Raw genomic sequence first — 18,602 nt, 5'->3', positions numbered from 1 at the left:
TGTGAGATCACTGAACGGTGCGACGGCCGTCATCACCGGCGGAGCCAGCGGCATCGGATTGGCGACCGCGCACTCCCTGGCCAAGCGGGGAGCGCGGCTCGTGATTGCCGACATCCACGCCGACAACGCGGATCGGGCAGTGGCGGACATCAGGGCCGACGGCCACACGGCAGAAGCCTTCGTGTGTGATGTCGCCAAGGAGCAGGCATTCGCAGATCTCGGCGAATTCACGCGGCAGCGCTACGGATCGGTCGACATCGTCATGAACAACGTCGGCGTTTTGACCAGCGGCCGACCCGACCATCTCCCGGTCGGCGAATGGGAACGGATCATCAAGATCAACCTGATGTCCGTCGTTCGGAGTAACGCCGTCTTCCTGCCTCAACTCATTTCGCAGGGGCACGGCCATATCGTCAACACCGCCTCGTTCGCCGGGCTCTACACGTATTCCTACGATCGGATTCCGTACGCGGCGACGAAGGCCGCAATTATCCAGATCTCCGAAGGCCTCCGGCTCTACCTGCACCCGCACGGCATCGGCGTCACCGTAGTGTGTCCGGGTCCGGTGGCGACGAACATCCTCGCGACGATGCCCCCTACCTTCGGGCCAGAGGTCCAGACCGGCCTGCCCGGAGAACAATTCGGCATCCTGCAACCCGAGGAAGTCGGCGAGCAGGTCGCAGAGGCGATTCTCAACGACACCTTCATGGTCTACACCGACGATCAGGTGCGTGATCTCCTCGTCGAGCGCGCGACGGACTGGAACTCCTTCATCGCAAAACAGACCGAGAAGCTGGCTCAACGCTGAGTTCGGCGCGGCCCCGCGAGACACTTGACCGGCGGTCCAGCCAGGTCCAGTGTTTTTGCATAGGCCGCCAACCGCGCGCCGGCCAGTGAGGACTGCTCATGAGCATCGACGACGATCCGGTCAGCACGCTCGATGATCTACGTAGCGATCTCGCGCGCCGGCACAAGTGGACACCCAGCAGCGGCGCCTCGGTGGACCCGGCGGTCGTCGACGCCGATATGGCGGCCCTCGACCGCGACGGCTACCTCATTTGGGAGAACCTGCTCAGCGACGACGAGTGCCGGCAGATCAAAGCGACGGTCGCACCCTGGCTCTCGCACACCGGCCGCAACTCCTTTGAAGGGCACCGCACACAGCGCATCTACAGCCTGCTGAGCAGGACCCGCGGGTGCGACCGACTCGTCGACCATCCGCGGGTGCTCGCGGTCCTCGACCGGCTGCTGATGGACAACTACCTCCTGTCGGCCCTACAAGCCATCAACATCCAGCCCGGCGAGACCGCGCAACTGCCTCATCACGACGACGGGTTCTATCCGATTCCGCGGCCCCGCGCTCCGCTCGCCGCCGCGACGATGTGGGCGATCGACGATTTCACCGCCGACAACGGCGCCACCGTGCTCTACCCGGGCAGTCACCGCTGGGGCAGGCGGCGGCCCGAGCGGGGCGACCCCGCGATCCCCGTCGTCATGCCTGCCGGCTCGTGCGTCTTCTTCGTCGGCACCCTCTGGCACGGCGGCGGCGCCAACACCACCGACAACGCGCGACTGGCCGTCACCGCCCAGTACTGCCAGCCGTGGCTGCGGCCGATGGAGGCCTTCACGCTGTCGATCTCCCGCGACACGGCGCGAGAGGTCTCCGACGACATCCGGCGCATGATCGGCTACAGCATTCACCCGCCGTTCGTCGGCGCCGTCGACGGTCTGCACCCGCTGCGGCTGTTGGAGCAGCCATAGTCGACATTGCCACTGAGGTTGCTGCAAAGCCGACGCAACAACCCGGTGTGCAAACTCGGCGCTAGGGCGCCACCCGCGAACCGAAAGCCGGCCGAGCGGTGACCAACGCCTCGGCCGGAAAAAGCTGGTCCGCCAGGGCGAGCCAGTCCACGGTTTGATCCTCAGGGGCGTGCGTCGCTTCGAACATCGTCGGTTCCTTCGTTTGGTCTTGGACCAATCGTCGACGTCAAGCGCCGCGCGCGTAATGGCCGCCGAGCCAGTTTCGGCTGCGCGTTCGGAAGCGTTTCCTATCCGCCAGGTAAGGGTCGCAACTCAGAACGCGTCGGGATCACCGGGTTCGGTTTCGAGCACCTCACGGTTGAAGATCAACATCTTGGCGAAGTACAGCCCGCCCGCCGCTACGACGCCCAGGACGATCAGGTCGGGGACCAGTGAGTCCGAGGGCGACATCAGCGCCACCAACGAGAACACCACCCAGATGATGGCGGCGATCGCCACGGGCACCTCGAAGCGTCCCAACCCGAACGCACCCTCCCTGCGGCCCAGCCGCTTTCGCACCGACAGGTACAACACGGAGATGGCTCCGTAGATCAGCGCCGGAAGGATCGTCGACCCGACAATCAGCTGCAGCAAGGCCTGACCCGGCAGCGCCACCATGAGAGCGACGCCCACGACGAACATCAGCACGGTCGCGGGAATCGGCGTACGGGTGCGCGGGTTGACTCGGCGGAACAAGGTGTAGCCCGGGAAGCGGGAATCACGAGCCATGGCGAACACGATGCGAGAGCAGGAGGCCAACATCACCATTCCCGCACCGAACATCGCAAACGCGATTCCCGACAACAGGATTCGCTCAGTGAGGGATCCCAGCTGGTCGCGGATGATCGTCGCCACCGGCGATTCGCTGTTGCTGACCTCCGGAATGCTCTTGATGCCGACGGTGAGGGTGAAGATGAAGATGAACCCCAGGACGGCCGATGCCAGCACCGAGGTGACGATCGCCCGCGGGACGCTGCGGTAGGGGTCCTTGGCCTCCTCGGCCAGGTTGGCCGCCGAGTCGAAGCCGACCAGCGTCACCAGTCCCATGACCATCCCGGCCATCAAGCCGCCGCCGATCGCGAAGTAGTCGGGTGAGCCGGCGGCGATGCCCTGCGAGACCACGTTGTCGACGGTTCCGCTGCCGCTGAACACCATCACCGCGCCGAGCGCGATCACCAGCACCACGACGATCGTCAGCTCCAGCGCCACCGCCGCCGAGGTGACCATTCCGAGCAGCCGGGTCGAGGCGATGACGAGCACCGTTTGCGTCGCCAACACCGCCAGCGTGATCACCCGCGCCACATCCTCGTCGGGCGCCATACCGAGCAGCGGCATGAGCGCCTGGCTGGCGAGCGCGTTGTCCATGGCCACCACGCCGATGGCCAGAAACCAGAACGTCAACCACCCGAAGAACCAGCCGACCTTCGGGTTCGCCAGCCTCGATGCCCACTGATAGGAGGAGCCGCTGAGCGCGATCCGAGCGGCGAACTGGGCGACGACAAGTGCCACCAGGGTCTGCCCGGCCGCCGCGACCAACCACAACCAGATGCCGACGGGTCCTGAACTCTGAAGCACCGCACCATAACTGGCGAAGACGCCGACCGCAACCGAGATGAACGCGAACGAGATCGCGAACACCTGGAACGAGCCGAGACTCCGCTTCAGTTCGGGCGTATAACCGCATTCCCGAGACTCGTCATCGGCGGATTGACCCTGCACGACGCCCTCTATGGTCATCCACCCATCCCTTCTGAAGTTAGGTGAACAGTATGGCACCGGATATTCCGCGGTCGTCAATTCGGTGATTATCTTCGCCGCTGATCTGTACGTTCGGAGAACTGTCCTCAGTCGTCGGAAGGTCAACGGTCATGACAGAGGTTGCACCGGACGAAACAGACGCAGACGAAACGGTGAGGACTGTGGTTACGAGCCGAAACTCAACCGCTCCCTCGGGGTTGACGGGAGACGTTGTGCGGCCCGGAGACTCGGGCTACGACGCGGCCCGAATGGGCTACAACCACCTGTTCGCCCCGCAACCCGACGCGGTCGTGTTCTGCGCCGACACACAGGAAGTGGTCGACGCCGTGTCATGGGCGCGGCACAGCGGCGTGCCTCTGCGGGTGCGTAGCGGACGCCACTGCCTCGAGGGCTGCTCACCCGCCGGTACGGCATGGCGTCTGACAATCTGCTCGCGGCGGAGGTCGTCGTGGCCTCGACCGACGGTGGCGCGACGACGGTCATCGCCGACGAGCAGAACAGCCCGGACCTGTTGTGGGCGTTACGTGGCGCAGGCAACGGCAATTTCGGGATCGTCACATCGCTGACGTACCGCATCCATCCCGTGAAGCACACCATCCATGTCGTGGCGACAGCGCAGCGCCCCACATGCCGACGATCGGCTCACCAGCCAGTTGGAGATCCGCCCCGACAAGGTGGTGCTGGTGGCCAGGCCTCGAAGACCGGCGAAAGCTGCTCGAGCCCCGGCCACGTCGATGAAGCCGCGAACTGGAAATTCCTGTCGCAGTTCGTCTATGCACCGTATCCGCCGCAAGCCATCGACCTCGTCACATCGTTCATGGCTAAGGCCCCGACGCCGGATTGCAACTACTTCACCAACGCCTTCGGTGGCACAGTGCGAGCAAGTGAGCCGCCCGGCGGTTCTGCCTTCGCGCATCGCGATGCGCTGTTCTACGCTGAGCCCGGCGCGGGGTGGGGTGTCCGCGGCGGGATACCGGCCGCCGGCGATCCGCTGACGGACGAGTGCCTGACATGGTGCGCCGAATTCGGAGAAGCCTTGCAGCCGTATGCGAGTGGCGCCTACGTCAATGTCCCGAATGCCGGTATGCCGGAACGGCTGGTGGTTTCTGGACGCCCGCGTAGACATCGGCCCACCGTGCGTCGTCGGTCGAGACTTGTGGCTTGCCGACTGCCAGGATCGGCGCCAGTATCTGCTGGGCCTCGGCCGAGGACCCGTCGACCAGCACCGCCATGGGAATCGGCGTATTGGGGGGACAACGTCGAAAGGTTGCGCGCGATCAAGGCGAAATACGACCCTCAGAACGTGTTCGCCTTCGAGCAGAGCCTTTCGGCCGACGGCGGCTGATAACGCTTCACGCCGGTCTGAACCGCACCGCCGCGATACGTTCCCGACGAACCACATCCGCGAAATCCTCGGCCGACGGTATGCCGTCGTCGCGGAACTTCAGCCCCATCATCGTCGGGGCACGCTTGGCGCCCCAGGCTTTCGCGCAGCGGTGCGACAACTCGGCGACGAGCGCGGTGTCGGTCAGCAGTTCACCGCGCATCGTCGTCGTCCTACCGTCGAGCAGTATGTCCGCGGTCGCCCCGTCGCGGAAGTTGTTCTTCCATCCCGCTGAGGTCAACGCATACAGTTCGCCGTCAATTCGATGGGCGCTCACCGGGATTGAGTATCGGCGTCCGCTCTTGCGGCCGACGACGTTGACCACCATCATGCGGCTGCGCAGTGGTCCGGCGAGGGGAGTGCGCAGCAACCTGCCGATCAAGGGGTTCACGATCCGCAGCACCCTGTCGGACGGGTGTGCCGCCGTGACAGCGGGGGTTTGTTCTGCCATGGATGTCACGGTATGACGGGGCGGTCCCGCAGAAGCGGTTCTCGCCAAAGTCGAAGCGCATGTGCCCAGCACCGTCGATGAGCGGTCCCAACGCTGGTGACGCTGATGTGACGCCTGTGGTTCGAGCGGGAGATTACGCCTACGTCGGTTGGTCCGTTCCTCATGTCGGCTCCAGCCGTGCAAGATGGTCGTGGAGCATCCCCGAACGGCACGGAGGCGGGTACATGCCTGAAGTCCAGTCCGCACCATCCAGTATTGGTGTCCTGACCAGCGGCGGTGACGCCGCCGGCATGAACGCAGCGGTACGCGCCGTCGTGCTTACCGCCGCGCACCACGGCATCGACGTGTATGCGGTCCACGAGGGATACCACGGGCTCGTCACAGGTGGTGACCTCATCCGGCGTATGGAACCGATTGATGTCGAGGCAATCCTGCACCAGGGCGGTACTGTCATCGGCACCGCCCGATCGAAGCAGTTCAGAACTCGTGAAGGCCGGCGATCGGCCGCGCGCAACCTGGTCGAGCACGGTATCGACGCCCTAGTGGTGATCGGCGGTGACGGCAGTCTTGCGGGGGCAAACCTGTTCCGTCAGGAGTGGTCGGGATTGCTCGCTGAATTGGTTGAGGCCGGGGACATCTCGCAGGACCTGGCGGATGATCATCCTTTTCTGCGACTTGCTGGTTTGGTCGGGTCCATCGACAACGACATGGCAGGCACCGACATGACGGTAGGCGCCGATACGGCGTTGCACCGGATCATCGAGGCCTTGGATGCCTTGCACAGCACCGCTGCCAGCCACCAGCGCACCTTCGTGGTGGAAGTGATGGGCAGGAACTGCGGCTACCTCGCCCTCATGTCGTCGCTGGCGACCGCCGCGAGTTGGGTCCTCATACCCGAACAACCGCCAGGCGAGGGCTGGCGAGAGCGGATGTGTCGCGACATCAAGGCGGGCCGATCGATCGGCCGTCGACACAGCGTGGTCGTCGTCGCCGAGGGTGCCCACCGCGACGGCAACCGGATCACCGCCGAACAGGTCAGAGAACTGCTGGAGGACGAACTCGGTGAGGATGTCCGCATCACCGTCTTGGGTCACGTCCAACGTGGCGGTGCGCCAAGCGCTTTCGACCGCTACCTGGCAACGCACTTCGGCTTTCTGGCTGTGGAACGACTGCTTGCCGACACGCCCGACGCGCCCGCGCAACTGATCGGATTGCGGGGTAACCGCGTGGTTGCCTCGCCACTGATGGAATGCGTGGAGCGGACCCAAGAAGTCGCCACACGAATGAAGTCACGGGACTATGCGGGAGCGATTCAGGCGCGCGGGGGACATTTCGCGGAATCGTGCAGGGTCCTGGACACCATCCAACAGGCTGCGCCGCGGCCCGCCGAGGCAAAGCGCTTCCGGATCGCCGTTGTACACGCCGGCGGACCGGCGCCCGGGATGAACACCGCGGTGCGCGCCGCCGTCCGACTCGGCCTGGATCGCGGCCACACCGTATTGGCGGTCAAGAACGGGTTTCGGGGATTAGCCAACGGTGACGTACACGAGATGGGTTGGATGGATGTCAGCGGCTGGGTGTCCGAGGGGGGCGCCGAGATCGGCACCAATCGCTACGTGCCCGACCGGGCCGGTATCGCCCGGATCGCCGAACAGATAGCCGCTCACCGTATCGACGGGCTCATCGTCGCCGGCGGATGGGCGGGTTACCGGGCCGCTCACGAGCTCTATCGGCATCGGCAGGAGTATGACGCCCTTGACATCCCACTCGTGTGCATGCCGATGACCATCAACAACGATGTCCCGGCAAGTGAATTGAGTATCGGCAGTGATACCGCGCTGAACAGCATCGTCTCCGACGTCGACAAGATACGGCAGTCCGCGGTCGCCACGCGACGAGTGTTCATTGTCGAAGTGATGGGCCACGACTGCGGTTATCTTGCCCTGGTCAGCGGGCTGGCCACCGGTGCAGATCGCGTCTACCTACCGGAGGAGGGCATCACACTGAACGCCCTGACCGCCGACGTGCACGCGCTCGCGGACCGTTTCCGAGCCGGCAAGCGGGTGGGCCTGATCGTGCGCAGCGAAGGCTCCGACCGCGTCTACACCACCAGATTCATTACCGCACTGTTCGAGAAAGAAGGCGCGGAGTTGTTCGATGCGCGGGAGGAGGTTCTTGGCTACGTCCAGGAGGGCGGAAACCCGTCGCCGTTCGACCGGGTGCAGGCGACGATCATGACCGCCCGCTGTATCGGATTCCTCTCAGAACAGCTCTCGTCCGGTGGCCGCGCCGGCGCAATGCTCGGATTTCAGTCCGGCGAACTGCGATTCACCGATCTCGCGCATTACCCGACGCTCATCGAGGGCAACGCTCAGCGACCGGTCGAACAGCAGTGGTGGGACCATCGTCACCTGGCTGACGTCATGCGCGACTAAAGGGGCGGCCACGATGCGAAACTCGTGATTGCGCGGCAACGTCGCGCCGGGCAAGCGCGCTGGCGCACTCCCGAAGTGTCGCCGAAGTCCTTGCGGTATTGGGCAGTTCCGCAGACGGGCTCGACGGCGCCACCATGCACAAGCGGCTGGATGTGTTCGTCACCTCGTCAAGCTCTCGGCCCCAGGTGTTTTCGGGGTGTTGGTCGCCCTCACGCCCGCGACCGCGGCTCCACCGACGAGTCGACTACAGACCCAGCGACGTCTGCGCCTGCTTGAGGGTCGCCGCAGAACCCTGCAAGCTGAGCAGTTCGGAGACCGACAGCGGCACTTCGAGCACCCGGCCCGCACCCGCGGCTGTCACGACCGTCGGCAATGACAGGCAGACATCAGTGATCTCATAGACGCCGCGCTGCACGGTCGACACCGGCAACACCCGGTGTTGGTCGTAGAGGATTGCCTCGATGATCCGGGCGGTCGACAGTCCGATGGCCAGGCTCGTCGCGCCCTTACCGGCGATGACCTCGTAGGCCGCGTTGACGACGGCCGCCGATATCTCGTTACGGGTCGGTTCGTCGAACACCACAGTGCCGTCGATGCGGAACTTCTCGGCAGGCACCCCGCCGATCGACACGCTCGACCACAGCGGGATCTGCGAATCGCCGTGTTCGCCCACGATGAAGCCGTGCACATTGGCGACGGCGAGGTCAGCCTGCTGAGCGATCAGATAGCGAAACCTGCTGGAATCCAACACCGTCCCGGACCCGAAAATCCGGCCGTCGTCAGTGCCCACCGCCTCGACCGCGGCGTAGGTGACGACGTCGACCGGGTTGGTGACGAACACGATGACCGCGTCGGGTGACTGTTCGAGCAGCTGTGGCGTCAACGATTGCGCCATCGCCACATTGGCGGTCGCCAAGTCCAGTCGGGTCTGCCCCTCGTCCTGTTTGGCGCCTGCCGTGACGATGATGATCCTCGAACCGGCGGTGATGCCGATGTCATCAGAGCCGATGGTGGGGCAGTGAGGTACGAACTGGCTGCCGTGATTGAGGTCGAGCAGCTCGGCGCGGACCTTCTTGGCGTTGATGTCATAGAGCGCCAGGGCACCCGCGGAGCCCCGGATCAGGCAGGCGTAGGCGATCGCGGTGCCGACGCTGCCCATCCCGACGATGCTGACCTTGTTCGACAGCCCCTGCGACGTCTTCCTCATGGCTCCATAGTCGACGATGCGGGCCTGTTCCGGATGGATCCAGACGGAAATAGGACGGAAATCAGCCTGCCGCCGGGCTTTCCGTCCGCCGGCCCGGACTCAATACAGCGGCCACCAGACGGGGATCACCACCATCGCGACCGCGAACCACGCCACCATCGTGACGATGCCGAGCCGCCAGTAGTCGCCGAAGCGGTAACCACCCGGGTTCAGCACGATCATGTTGGCCGGTGTGGCGATCGGTCAGCAGGTCGACTCCCGCTCCGGCAACAACCGACGGCCGAACACCACCGTAACCAGCACCGTCACGAGCACCAGCGGGACACCGACCAGCGCGAATTCGAAGTAGCCGAACCCGGAACCGCCGTGGTCGCGCGACGCGTCGTAGATGAGGACGTTCACCGGGCTGCCGCCCAGCGTGAGCAGCGCCCCCGCACTGGCGCCAAAACGCCAACGGAATCAATACTTTCGATGGCGCGATCCGCGCCCGTCGCGCCACCGACACCGTCACCGGGACCAGTGCCGCGGCCGCGCCGTTGACGGTTATCACCGCGCTGACCACTGCGCCGAGAGACATCACGGTGGCCGTCAAGCGGGCGTATGCCCGCCCTGCCAACCGGGTCAGCGTCCGGCTCACCCAGGCGGTGACCCCGGATGCCTCCAGGCCCTCGCTGACCACGAAGAGCGACGCGATGAACACGATCACCGCATCGCCGAATCCGCTGAACAGTGTCCTCGTGTCGACCAGCCCGGTGAAGTACAGCAGCAACGCCACACCGATCGCGACCACCTCGACGGGGAGCCGGTTCCAGATGAACAACACGACGGCGACCCCGACGATCACCAAGCTCAGTGTTGCTTCAGACATTCTGTGGACATTCGATCGTTTCACCTGCGCTTGTTGTACGGCGTTCCGAGGTGGTCTGACGCACGCTGTGGTCGATTATCGCGGCGATGACCACGACTCCGCGGTGGTTTCACGACGCCGCCCGTCGAAAGGCGACCGCTCCAGAACGCCGTAACGTCCGCCGATCACGGTATGCGATCGCCGAGGTGTGGCGATAATGGCGTCATGGCAGCCCATCCTGAGTTCGAGATTGCCCCCTGGGAACTGCGGTGGTCCGGCTTCGATCTCGATTTGCTGCCTGACGTCGAATCGATCTTCGCCCTCTCGAACGGCCACATCGGTCTGCGTGGATCCCTCGACGAGGGAGAGCCGGTCGGCACACCGGGCACGTTTCTGAACGGGTTCTACGAGAACCACGAATTGCCTTATGCAGAAGGTGGATACGGCTATCCCGAGGATGGCCAGACCATCGTGAACGTAACCGATGGAAAGATCATCCAGCTGTTCGTCCAGGACTCGCCGATGGATATGCGCTACGGCAGGGTGGTCGAACACGAACACATCCTCGACTTCCGTACGGGAACGCTGCGCCGCAACACCGTCTGGGCGTCACAGACCGGACGGTGCGTCCGAATCAGCTCCGAGCGCTTGGTCTCGTTCACCCAACGCGCGGTGGCCGCGATCCGCTACGAGGTCGAGCCGCTGGACTCGTCCTTGGAACTGGTGGTGCAGTCCGACTTGCTGGCCAACGAGTCGGTGGTCACCGCGAGTGACGATCCGCGTCTGGCGGCCGCACTGGATCATCCCCTGGTCGCTGAATTCTCTTTCGCAGAGCGAAGTTCCGCAGTACTCGTCCATCACACAAGACATTCCGGATTGCGTGTCGCCGCCGGCATGGATCATCAGCTCGACCTTCCGTCCGGCAGCGCGTGCGATATCCGCGCCGAAGACGACCTGGCGCGCATGACCGTCGCGGGCGACGTCGCCAAGGACCAGATACTGCGGATGACGAAGTTCATCGCGTACGGATGGTCGAGCAGACGCTCGACGGAGGCGTTGCGGGCGCAGGTGGAGGCCGCGCTCGCGCAGGCGAAGCAGACCGGGTGGGACAATCTTCTGTCAGCACAACGCGAATACCTCGATGCGTTCTGGTCCCACGCCGATATCGAGATCGACGGCGATCCAGAACTCCAACAGGCGATCCGGTACGCGTTGTTCCAGGTGCTGCAGGCGGGGGCCCGCGGTGAAAGCCGTCCCATCTCGGCGAAGGGCCTCACCGGAACCGGATACGGCGGACACGCCTTCTGGGATACCGAGATCTACGTGCTGCCCATGCTGATCCACACCATGCCGGAAGCGGCGGCCGCTGCACTGCGCTGGCGGCACTCCACGTTGCCGAGCGCCAAGCGACGGGCTCGCGAACTCGCCCACGACGGAGCGATGTTCGCGTGGCGGACGATCAACGGTGACGAGTGCTCCGGCTACTGGCCGGCTGGGACGGCGGCCGTGCACGTGACAGCCGACATCGCCTATGCAACAGCGCAATACGTCGCCGCGACCGGAGACCGGCAATTCGAGAACGACTACGGCGTCGAGCTGCTGGTGGAGACCGCACGCCTGTGGGTCAGCCTCGGTCACCACGATTCGACGGGGCAGTTCCGGATCGACGGCGTCACCGGACCTGATGAGTACACCGCGCTGGTGGACAACAACCTGTTCACCAACTTGATGGCCCAACACAATCTCACCGAAGCCGCCGCCGCCTGTGAGCGCAATCCGGTGGTGGCCCGCCGCCTCGGCGTGAGCGCGGAAGAGACCGCGGTATGGCGCGTCGCGGCCTCGCACATGGTGGTGCCGTTCAACGACGACCTCGAAGTGCACGAGCAGTCGGAAAGCTTCACCCGGATGGCCCTGTGGAACTACGCCGAGACGCCGCCGAGCGCGTACCCGCTTCTGCTGAACTACCCGTACTTCGAGCTGTATCGCACCCAGGTCGTCAAGCAGGCGGACCTCACGCTGGCGATGTACTTGCGGGGCGACGCCTTCACCCCGCAGGAGAAGCTGCGCAATTTCGAGTACTACGAAGCGCAGACCGTCCGGGACTCATCGTTGTCGGCCTGCGGACAAGGGGTGCTGGCTGCCGAGGTCGGCCAGCTGCGGCTCGCCTACGACTACCTGGTCGAGACGGCGTTCATCGACCTGCACAACCTCCACGACAACGTGTCCAGCGGGCTGCACATCGCCGCGCTCGCCGGGACGTGGCTGGTCTGCGTGGCGGGCTTCGGCGGAATGCGTTGTCGCGGAGACGAGCTCACGTTTGCGCCCGCACTTCCGCCGGCGCTGAACCGGCTGAAGTTCAGGCTCACCTGGCGCAACAGTTGCCTAGCGGTGGAAGTCACCGCGCATGAGGCGACGTATCGCCTTCAGTCGGGTGATCCGGTACTCCTCACCCACCACGGTCAGCCGGTGACCGTCGACAACGATGCGGTGGTCCTCCCGCTCCCGAAGCCGCCGCCGGAGCGCGACATCGAGTTCCCGACCCACCGCGCGCCGTACCGAAGGGCGTGACGCCCGGCGCACTGGTTAGAGCGATCCGAGGTCGTCGGGCACGTCGACGGCGTGTTCGCGCAGCGCCTCCAGCGGAATCACCTCGAGCGTGCGTTCATGCGTCGACGCCAGCACCACCGGCGCGGCGAAGCCGTCCTGATAGGCCTTCAACCAGTTCACCGCGGTCACGCACCAACGGTCGCCGGGCCGCAGGCCCGGGAAGCGGTACTCGGGTCGCGGGGTGGACAGATCGTTGCCGATCGACCGCTGGTGCCGGAGGAACTCCGCCGTCACGACCGCGCAGATCGTGTGGCTGCCGAGATCCTCGGGCCCGGTCGAACAGCACCCGTCCCGGTAGAAGCCGGTCAGCGGGTCGGAACTGCACGGCTGAAGCGGCTCGCCGAGCACATTGAGTTCAGCCACCAGTCGTCCATCGTTTCGGAGGGTCCTAATATTCAGTACTACCCGAACATATTCGAGTGAACGAGGAGCATCCGGCATGGCCGCGCTCAGGACTGGCGACGGATTTCCCGACATCGTCGTGACCGCTGTCGCGTCGACGACAGCGTTGGCCACCGACGCCGAAGAGACCTGGCAGCTGCTCCAGCAGGGCAGAAGCGGCATCCGGGCGCTCGACAAGTGGTTCGTCGACGAGTTCGATTCCCCGGTCCGCATCGGGGGCGCGATCCTCGAGAATCTCGACGAACAGCTGGACCGCGTCGAGCGGCGCCGGACGTCGTACATGCAGAAGATGTCGACCGTCTTGAGTCGCAGGCTGTGGGAGATCGCGGGCAACCCCGACGTCGATACCCGCCGGCTGGCGGTCTCGGTCGGCCTCGCGCTCGGCAGCACCGAGGAAATTCCGCTCCAGCACGATCTCTGGCGGCAGAAGGGCCTGCGCGCCGTGTCGCCGCTGACCATCCAGATGTACATGCCCAACGGGGCGGCCGCCGCGGTCGGCCTGGATCGGAAGGCGAAGGCGGGCATCATCTCGCCGGTGATGGCCGACGCGTCGGGCGCCGCGGCCATCGCCCAGGGCTGGCGACACCTCGTCCTGGGCGAAGCCGACATGGTGATCTGCGGTGGGGTCGAGACCCACATCGAGGCGGTCCCGGTTGCGGCCTTCAGCCTGCAGGAACTGTTGTCGACCAACAACGACGATCCCGCGGGCGCCTGCCGACCCTTCGACAAGGACCGCGACGGCATGGTGTTCGGCGAAGGCGGTGCGCTGATGCTCATCGAAACCGAGGAGCACGCCAAGGCGCGCGGGGCGCAACCGCTGGCCCGGCTGATGGGCGCGAGCATGACCTCGGACGCCTACGACATCACCGAACCCGATCCCGACGGCGAGCGCGCCAGCGACGCGATCGCCCGGGCGATCGAACTGGCCGGCCTCAGCCCGACCGATATCGACCACATCAATGCCCACGCCACCGGCACCGTCCACGGCGACCTGGCCGAGGCCAAGGCCATCCGCAAGGCGCTCGGCGACCACTCGCCTGCGGTGTATGCGCCCAAGGCGGCGCTGGGGCATTCACTGGGATCGGCCGGTGCGATCGAGGCCGTGTTGACGGTGCAGGCGCTGCGCGACGGGCTCGTTCCGCCCACGCTCAACCTCAAGGACCTCGATCCGCAGATCGACCTCGACGTGGTTGCCGAGAGTCCGCGCCGCGCCGACTACCGGTACGCGGTCACCAACTCGTTCGGGCTCGGCGGCTACAACGTGTCGTTGGTGCTCGGCGCCTACTAGCGGCTATTTGGTCAGCGTGAACTGTCCGACGTAGCTGACGTTGCGGCTGAAGAAGTCCGAGCAGCCGCGCAGGTACTTCATGTAGCGGTCGTAGACCTCCTGCGACGTCACCGCGATCGCCTGATCCTTGGCGGCCTCGAGCTTTTCGGCCCACGTGTCCAGGGTGCGGACGTAGTGCGGGGTCATCTCGTCGAAGTCGGCGACGGTGAAGCCGGCGTTCCCCGCGAACTCGTAGACGTCCTCGTCGCACGGCACGGCGCCGCCGGGGAAGATCTCCTTGGCGATGAACCGCATGAACTTCAGGTCCGACATCACGATCGGGATGCCCAGCTCGGGCCAGCGCTTGAGCGGGTGCCCCATGATCGTCTGCAGCACCATCCGGCCGTCGGCGGGCATGACGCGGTGGCAGGTGTCGAAGAACGCCTTGTACTTGGTCTTGGGCCACGCCTCGAACGCCTCGATGGACACGATGCGGTCGACCGGCTCGTCGAACTCCTCCCAGCCCTTGAGCAGCACCCGCCGGGACCGGTCCGTTTCGACCGCGTCGAGGATCTGCTGACCCAGTGCGTGCTGATTACGGCTCAGCGTCAGCCCGACGACGTTGACGTCGTAGGTCTCGATCGCGCGCTTCATCACCGAAGCCCAGCCGCAGCCGATGTCGAGCAGGGTCATCCCGGGTTTCAGGTCGAGCTTGGCGAGCGCGCGGTCGATCTTGGCGTACTGCGCTTCCTCGAGGGACATGTCGTCACGCTCGTAGTACGCACAGCTGTAGGTCCGCGTCGGATCCTGAAAGAGGCCGAAGAAGTCGTTCGAAAGGTCGTAGTGGGCTTGAACGTCCTCGTACGCGACCTTCATCGTCGTCCCCGAACTATCCGACATCTTCCTTTGGCCTCCTATGCGGTTACGCGACCCCGACGACCCCGTAACGACCAAGCTTTATATCGCACTTTTCGTAAACCGGCTAAGCAGCCGCCTTCTCGCACGTGAACTGAGCGACATCGGTGTAGCCGTCGCGGAAAAGGTCGGCACAACCGGTCAGGTATTTGCGGAAGCGCTCGTAAATCTGCTCGGAGGTGATCTCGATCGCCTCGTCCTTCTTGGCCTCGAGGTTCGCTGCCCAGGTATCGAGCGTCTTGACGTAGTGCGACTGCAGGTGCTGTTCACGCGTGACCGTATAGCCGGCCTTGTTTGCGTGCTCGCGCACCATCGAGGCCAGCGGCAAACGTCCGCCGGGGTAGATCTCGTCCATGATGAACTTGATGAATCTCACCCGGGACATGGTCAGCGGCAGTCCTTTTGCCTTGATCTCCTCGTCCTCGGGAATGATGATCGTGTGTAGCATCATCACGCCGTCGTCGGGCATCCAGTTGAAGGTCTTCTTGAAGTAGTCGTCGTACTTGTTGAAGCCGAAGTGCTCGAACGCGCCGATGGAGACGATTCGGTCGACCCGGCCCTCGAATTCCTCCCACGGCTGCAGCCGGACTTCCATCTTCCGGTCGCTCTTGATGTTGGCGAACCGGTTCTCCTCGATGTGGCGCTTCTGGTTCTCGCTCAGCGTGAGGCCGATGACGTTGACGTCGTACTTCTCCACGGCCCGCTGAATCGTCGAACCCCAGCCGCAGCCGATGTCGAGCAGCGTCATTCCGGGCTTGAGGCCGAGCTTGCCCAGGGAGAGGTCGACCTTCGCGAGCTGCGCCTGCTCCAGCGTGTAGTCGTCCTTCTCGAAGTACGCGCAGCTGTAGGTCTGCGACGGATCCTGCCAGAGCTTGAAGAACTCGTTGGAGATGTCGTAGTGGAACTGGACTTCGTCCTTGTCCGATCCGCGCGTCTGCGATGCGGATTTGGACAGCCACTTCGACTGCGCCTGGTCTGTCGAGCTCTGCTGTGTATCTGAGGTTCCCACCACGGCCCACCCTTAGAAACTGATCGAGGGACGAATATTCGACTATCGCGCAGTTTTCTTCGACACGATGGTGAAACAGTACCTCCGAGCGCTGCGGTGATGAGGGGCGGCACCACGACATCAGGCCTAGATTTTCGAATTCCTGGTCATCCAGCGCATCACCTGCCAACCGACCAAGACCGGCAGCCAAATGGTCAGCACCCGATAGAGCAGAACCGACGGTACGGCGACGGCGGCGGGCATCCCGAACGCCGCCAGGCCGCCGATCAGCGCCGCCTCGACCGCGCCGATCCCGCCCGGCGTGGGTGCGGCCGAGGCCAGCGTGCCGCCCACCATTGTCACCACGGTGACCGTGATGAACGACGTGTCACCGCCGAAGGCCTCGATCGCCGCCCACAGCGCGAACGCGTTGCCCAGCGTCGTCGCGGCGCAGCCCGCCATGATGATCGCCAGCCGTCGCGGTTCCCGGGCCAGTGCGATGAGGTGCCCGACCACCTCCTCCAGCCGCGGCCGCACCGCCGTCGACAGCCACCGCCGCAGCTTCGGCACCAACAAGAACGTACCCACCAGCCCGAGCAGCACACCGCCGATCAGGTACAGCAGCGTCACGTTCGGGACGAAGCGCGACAAGTCCGCCGATACGCCGGCCGCGGTGGAGAAGAAGATGAGCAGCCCCAGGTGAGTGATGACCTGGACGGACTGCTGCAGCGCGACGGCGGTGGTGGCGCGCATCGGGCTGACACCGCCCTTCTGCAGGTACCGCGCGGACAGCGCCAGCCCGCCCACCCCAGCGGGCGTCGTGGTGGCGGCGAACTTGTTGGCCACCTGCATCACGATCAGCCCCCACAGGCTGACCAGCCCGTCGGCACACGCCCACAGCGCCGCCGCCGCACCGAGGTACGTCAGGCTCGTGGCGGCGAGGCCGAGGAGCGCCCACCACCAGTTCGCGGTGCGCAGTTCGGTGACGAACGTCGGCACCGAGGACAGGAACGGGTAGGCGACATAGACCAGCGCGGCCAGCAGTACCAGCTGGATCAGCTGGCCGCGGGTGAACCGCGTGACGGTCTCGGTGCGGATCTCGTCCACGCGGGTCTGACGCTTCACCTCGTCACGGGCGGCGGAGATGACGGCCTTGGGGTCGGTCACGGAGTTGCGGATGCGCATCGGCATCGCGGCCATGGTCAGCCGCCGCGACGCGGTCAGCACCGCGTCGTTGCCGAACGCGTCGATCGCCGCCCGCACCGCCGAACCCGCGTCGTAGAGATGCGTCGTCGTCACCAGCAGCTGAGCGATGTCGCTGCGCAACTGGGCGTCGGTGGCGCCGTACTCGGCGTTGTCGAATCCGCCGAACAGCACCGTGTCTCCGTCCACGGTGATCTCGCTGCTGCGCAGGTCGCCGTGGGAGATCTGGCAGTCGTGCAGGTCGCGCAGCGACTCCCACACCCGGCCGACGGGTATCGAGTCGGCACACTCGCTGATCGGAATTCCGCGGGGCGGGGTGTGGGCGTACAGTGTCCAGCCGCGGTCCAGCGCGGCGACGGCGATCGTCGACGCGTTGGCGATCTTGAGCTCGCCGATCGCGATGGCCATCAGGGCGCGGTGCTCGACGAGGCGGCGCATCGACGCGTGCAGCGGCGCGGTCTCGCGGTCGCGCAACCGCACTTTTCGCCACAGCTGCAGCAGCACGCCGCCGCCCCGCTGGTGGGGTCCGTAAAGTTCCATCACCGCCGCGGTCTGCTGGTCTTCGCAGGTGGCGGTCAGCACCAGCGGTCCGGCACCTGCCGGGCGCACCACCCGCAGGCCGGTGACGACGCATCCGCGCCGGGCCATCGCCCGCACCGCGCCGTCGAGGGGGACCTCCAGCCCGGGGGTTCCGACGACGAGCACCACCAGGGCGCCGACGAACCAGCCGGCCGCCAGCCCGACCAGCGAGCGGGCCGGCACCACCGCGCTGACCACCAGGTGGATCGGCACGAACGCCAGCAGCAGCGTCCACCACCAGCGCCGCCATCGGGCAGGCAACCAGGGGCCGGAGACGGTGAGCACCGCGGCGAGCATCGCGATCCAGCGCGGGTCGTCGACGAATTGGGACGCGAACGTGTCGAGGCGCCCGGACAGGTCGAAGTGCCAGCGCGGTGCGGTCAGCCCCAGGCCGCTGATCGACAACGCGGATCCGGCGATGACGGCCGCTGCGGCGTAGGCGGCGAGCAGCTTCCACTGTCGCGACAGGATCAGGCTGACCAGAATCACGAACGGCAGCGCGACGATCGCGATGCCATAGATGAGGTAGACCAGGTTGGCCTGGGTGGGCGTCAGAACCGCGACGATCTCGGAGATCGAGCGTTCCAGCGCCACCCACTCGTTGCGGGTGATGACCGAGCCGGTGATGACGATCGCGAGGAACAGCGCGGCCAGCACGACGCGGACGATGTCGTTGGTCCGCCTCGTCAAAGGCTGCAGCAGGCTGCCCGAGACGGCGATGTCCCGTCCGTCAACGCGCATGTATCAACGATCTTCTCC

16 protein-coding genes and 2 pseudogenes are annotated in these 18,602 nt (G+C 65.4%); 7 read left to right on the top strand and 11 right to left on the bottom strand.

The genetic code is table 11. The annotated features are described in order from the left end of the window. Position 1: 1 nt before the first annotated feature. Entirely contained in the window at positions 2-808 is an 807-nt protein-coding gene (locus A5759_RS02160) for an SDR family oxidoreductase (RefSeq protein WP_064396601.1), read from the top strand. A gap of 98 nt (positions 809-906) precedes the next feature. Continuing rightward, complete coding sequence (locus tag A5759_RS02155) at positions 907-1,761, top strand: phytanoyl-CoA dioxygenase family protein (protein ID WP_064427807.1); 855 nt, start codon at positions 907-909, stop codon at positions 1,759-1,761. A 61-nt stretch (positions 1,762-1,822) separates the two neighbouring features. Here A5759_RS02155 and A5759_RS26440 read toward each other — a convergent pair whose 3' ends face one another. Then, complete coding sequence (locus A5759_RS26440) at positions 1,823-1,948, bottom strand: hypothetical protein (protein WP_255390677.1); 126 nt, start codon at positions 1,946-1,948, stop codon at positions 1,823-1,825. Positions 1,949-2,073: 125 nt separating this feature from the next. Further along, positions 2,074-3,537 (bottom strand): APC family permease, encoded by a 1,464-nt coding sequence (locus A5759_RS02150; RefSeq protein ID WP_068193253.1) that lies wholly within the window; start codon positions 3,535-3,537, stop codon positions 2,074-2,076. 131 nt (positions 3,538-3,668) lie between these two features. Here A5759_RS02150 and A5759_RS26530 point away from each other — a divergent pair. Next, positions 3,669-3,899, top strand: a pseudogene (locus tag A5759_RS26530) (hypothetical protein); the annotation flags it as partial. Positions 3,900-3,970: 71 nt separating this feature from the next. After that, positions 3,971-4,903, top strand: coding sequence for a BBE domain-containing protein (locus tag A5759_RS26525; RefSeq protein WP_068193250.1), 933 nt, complete (start codon positions 3,971-3,973; stop codon positions 4,901-4,903). A gap of 7 nt (positions 4,904-4,910) precedes the next feature. On the opposite strand, the gene A5759_RS02140 is transcribed toward A5759_RS26525, so the two are convergent. Beyond that, positions 4,911-5,393, bottom strand: coding sequence for a hypothetical protein (locus A5759_RS02140; RefSeq protein WP_064425817.1), 483 nt, complete (start codon positions 5,391-5,393; stop codon positions 4,911-4,913). 224 nt (positions 5,394-5,617) lie between these two features. Here A5759_RS02140 and A5759_RS02135 point away from each other — a divergent pair, with 224 nt between their 5' ends. Next, positions 5,618-7,828, top strand: a complete 2,211-nt coding sequence (locus A5759_RS02135; RefSeq protein ID WP_068193247.1) for a 6-phosphofructokinase — start codon at positions 5,618-5,620, stop codon at positions 7,826-7,828. 244 nt (positions 7,829-8,072) lie between these two features. Here A5759_RS02135 and A5759_RS02130 read toward each other — a convergent pair whose 3' ends face one another. The 4 genes and pseudogenes from A5759_RS02130 to A5759_RS26230 form a co-directional block, all read right to left on the bottom strand. Next, complete coding sequence (locus A5759_RS02130; protein WP_068193243.1) at positions 8,073-9,035, bottom strand: L-lactate dehydrogenase; 963 nt, start codon at positions 9,033-9,035, stop codon at positions 8,073-8,075. A gap of 99 nt (positions 9,036-9,134) precedes the next feature. Then, complete coding sequence (locus tag A5759_RS26435; RefSeq protein ID WP_120275612.1) at positions 9,135-9,257, bottom strand: hypothetical protein; 123 nt, start codon at positions 9,255-9,257, stop codon at positions 9,135-9,137. Between the two features lie 21 nt (positions 9,258-9,278). After that, complete coding sequence (locus tag A5759_RS26235; RefSeq protein ID WP_231984508.1) at positions 9,279-9,437, bottom strand: hypothetical protein; 159 nt, start codon at positions 9,435-9,437, stop codon at positions 9,279-9,281. Between the two features lie 106 nt (positions 9,438-9,543). Next, positions 9,544-9,903, bottom strand: a pseudogene (locus A5759_RS26230) (SLC13 family permease); the annotation flags it as partial. A 204-nt stretch (positions 9,904-10,107) separates the two neighbouring features. On the opposite strand from A5759_RS26230, the gene A5759_RS02120 reads away from it, so the two are divergent. Then, entirely contained in the window at positions 10,108-12,450 is a 2,343-nt protein-coding gene (locus A5759_RS02120) for a glycoside hydrolase family 65 protein (RefSeq protein ID WP_068193237.1), read from the top strand. 15 nt (positions 12,451-12,465) lie between these two features. Here A5759_RS02120 and A5759_RS02115 read toward each other — a convergent pair whose 3' ends face one another. Continuing rightward, positions 12,466-12,852, bottom strand: a complete 387-nt coding sequence (locus A5759_RS02115; RefSeq protein ID WP_064396583.1) for a DUF2237 family protein — start codon at positions 12,850-12,852, stop codon at positions 12,466-12,468. A gap of 76 nt (positions 12,853-12,928) precedes the next feature. Here A5759_RS02115 and A5759_RS02110 point away from each other — a divergent pair, with 76 nt between their 5' ends. Then, complete coding sequence (locus tag A5759_RS02110; RefSeq protein WP_068193234.1) at positions 12,929-14,179, top strand: KasA/KasB family beta-ketoacyl-ACP synthase; 1,251 nt, start codon at positions 12,929-12,931, stop codon at positions 14,177-14,179. 3 nt (positions 14,180-14,182) lie between these two features. Here A5759_RS02110 and A5759_RS02105 read toward each other — a convergent pair whose 3' ends face one another. From A5759_RS02105 to A5759_RS02095, 3 genes are all read right to left on the bottom strand, one after another. Next, positions 14,183-15,058 carry a cyclopropane mycolic acid synthase family methyltransferase gene (locus A5759_RS02105; RefSeq protein WP_197505928.1) on the bottom strand — a complete coding sequence of 292 codons (876 nt, stop codon included), beginning with the start codon at positions 15,056-15,058 and terminating at the stop codon, positions 14,183-14,185. Between the two features lie 82 nt (positions 15,059-15,140). Next, complete coding sequence (locus tag A5759_RS02100) at positions 15,141-16,085, bottom strand: cyclopropane mycolic acid synthase family methyltransferase (RefSeq protein WP_064396577.1); 945 nt, start codon at positions 16,083-16,085, stop codon at positions 15,141-15,143. Between the two features lie 123 nt (positions 16,086-16,208). Then, positions 16,209-18,584, bottom strand: a complete 2,376-nt coding sequence (locus tag A5759_RS02095; protein ID WP_068193227.1) for a lysylphosphatidylglycerol synthase transmembrane domain-containing protein — start codon at positions 18,582-18,584, stop codon at positions 16,209-16,211. Positions 18,585-18,602 lie beyond the last annotated feature (18 nt).

The sequence above is a fragment of the Mycobacterium sp. 852014-52144_SCH5372336 genome (genome assembly GCF_001665615.1).
GTDB lineage: Bacteria > Actinomycetota > Actinomycetes > Mycobacteriales > Mycobacteriaceae > Mycobacterium > Mycobacterium neumannii_A.
Note: the sequence above shows the minus strand (reverse complement) of the source record. Positions and strands in the feature narration are given on the sequence as shown.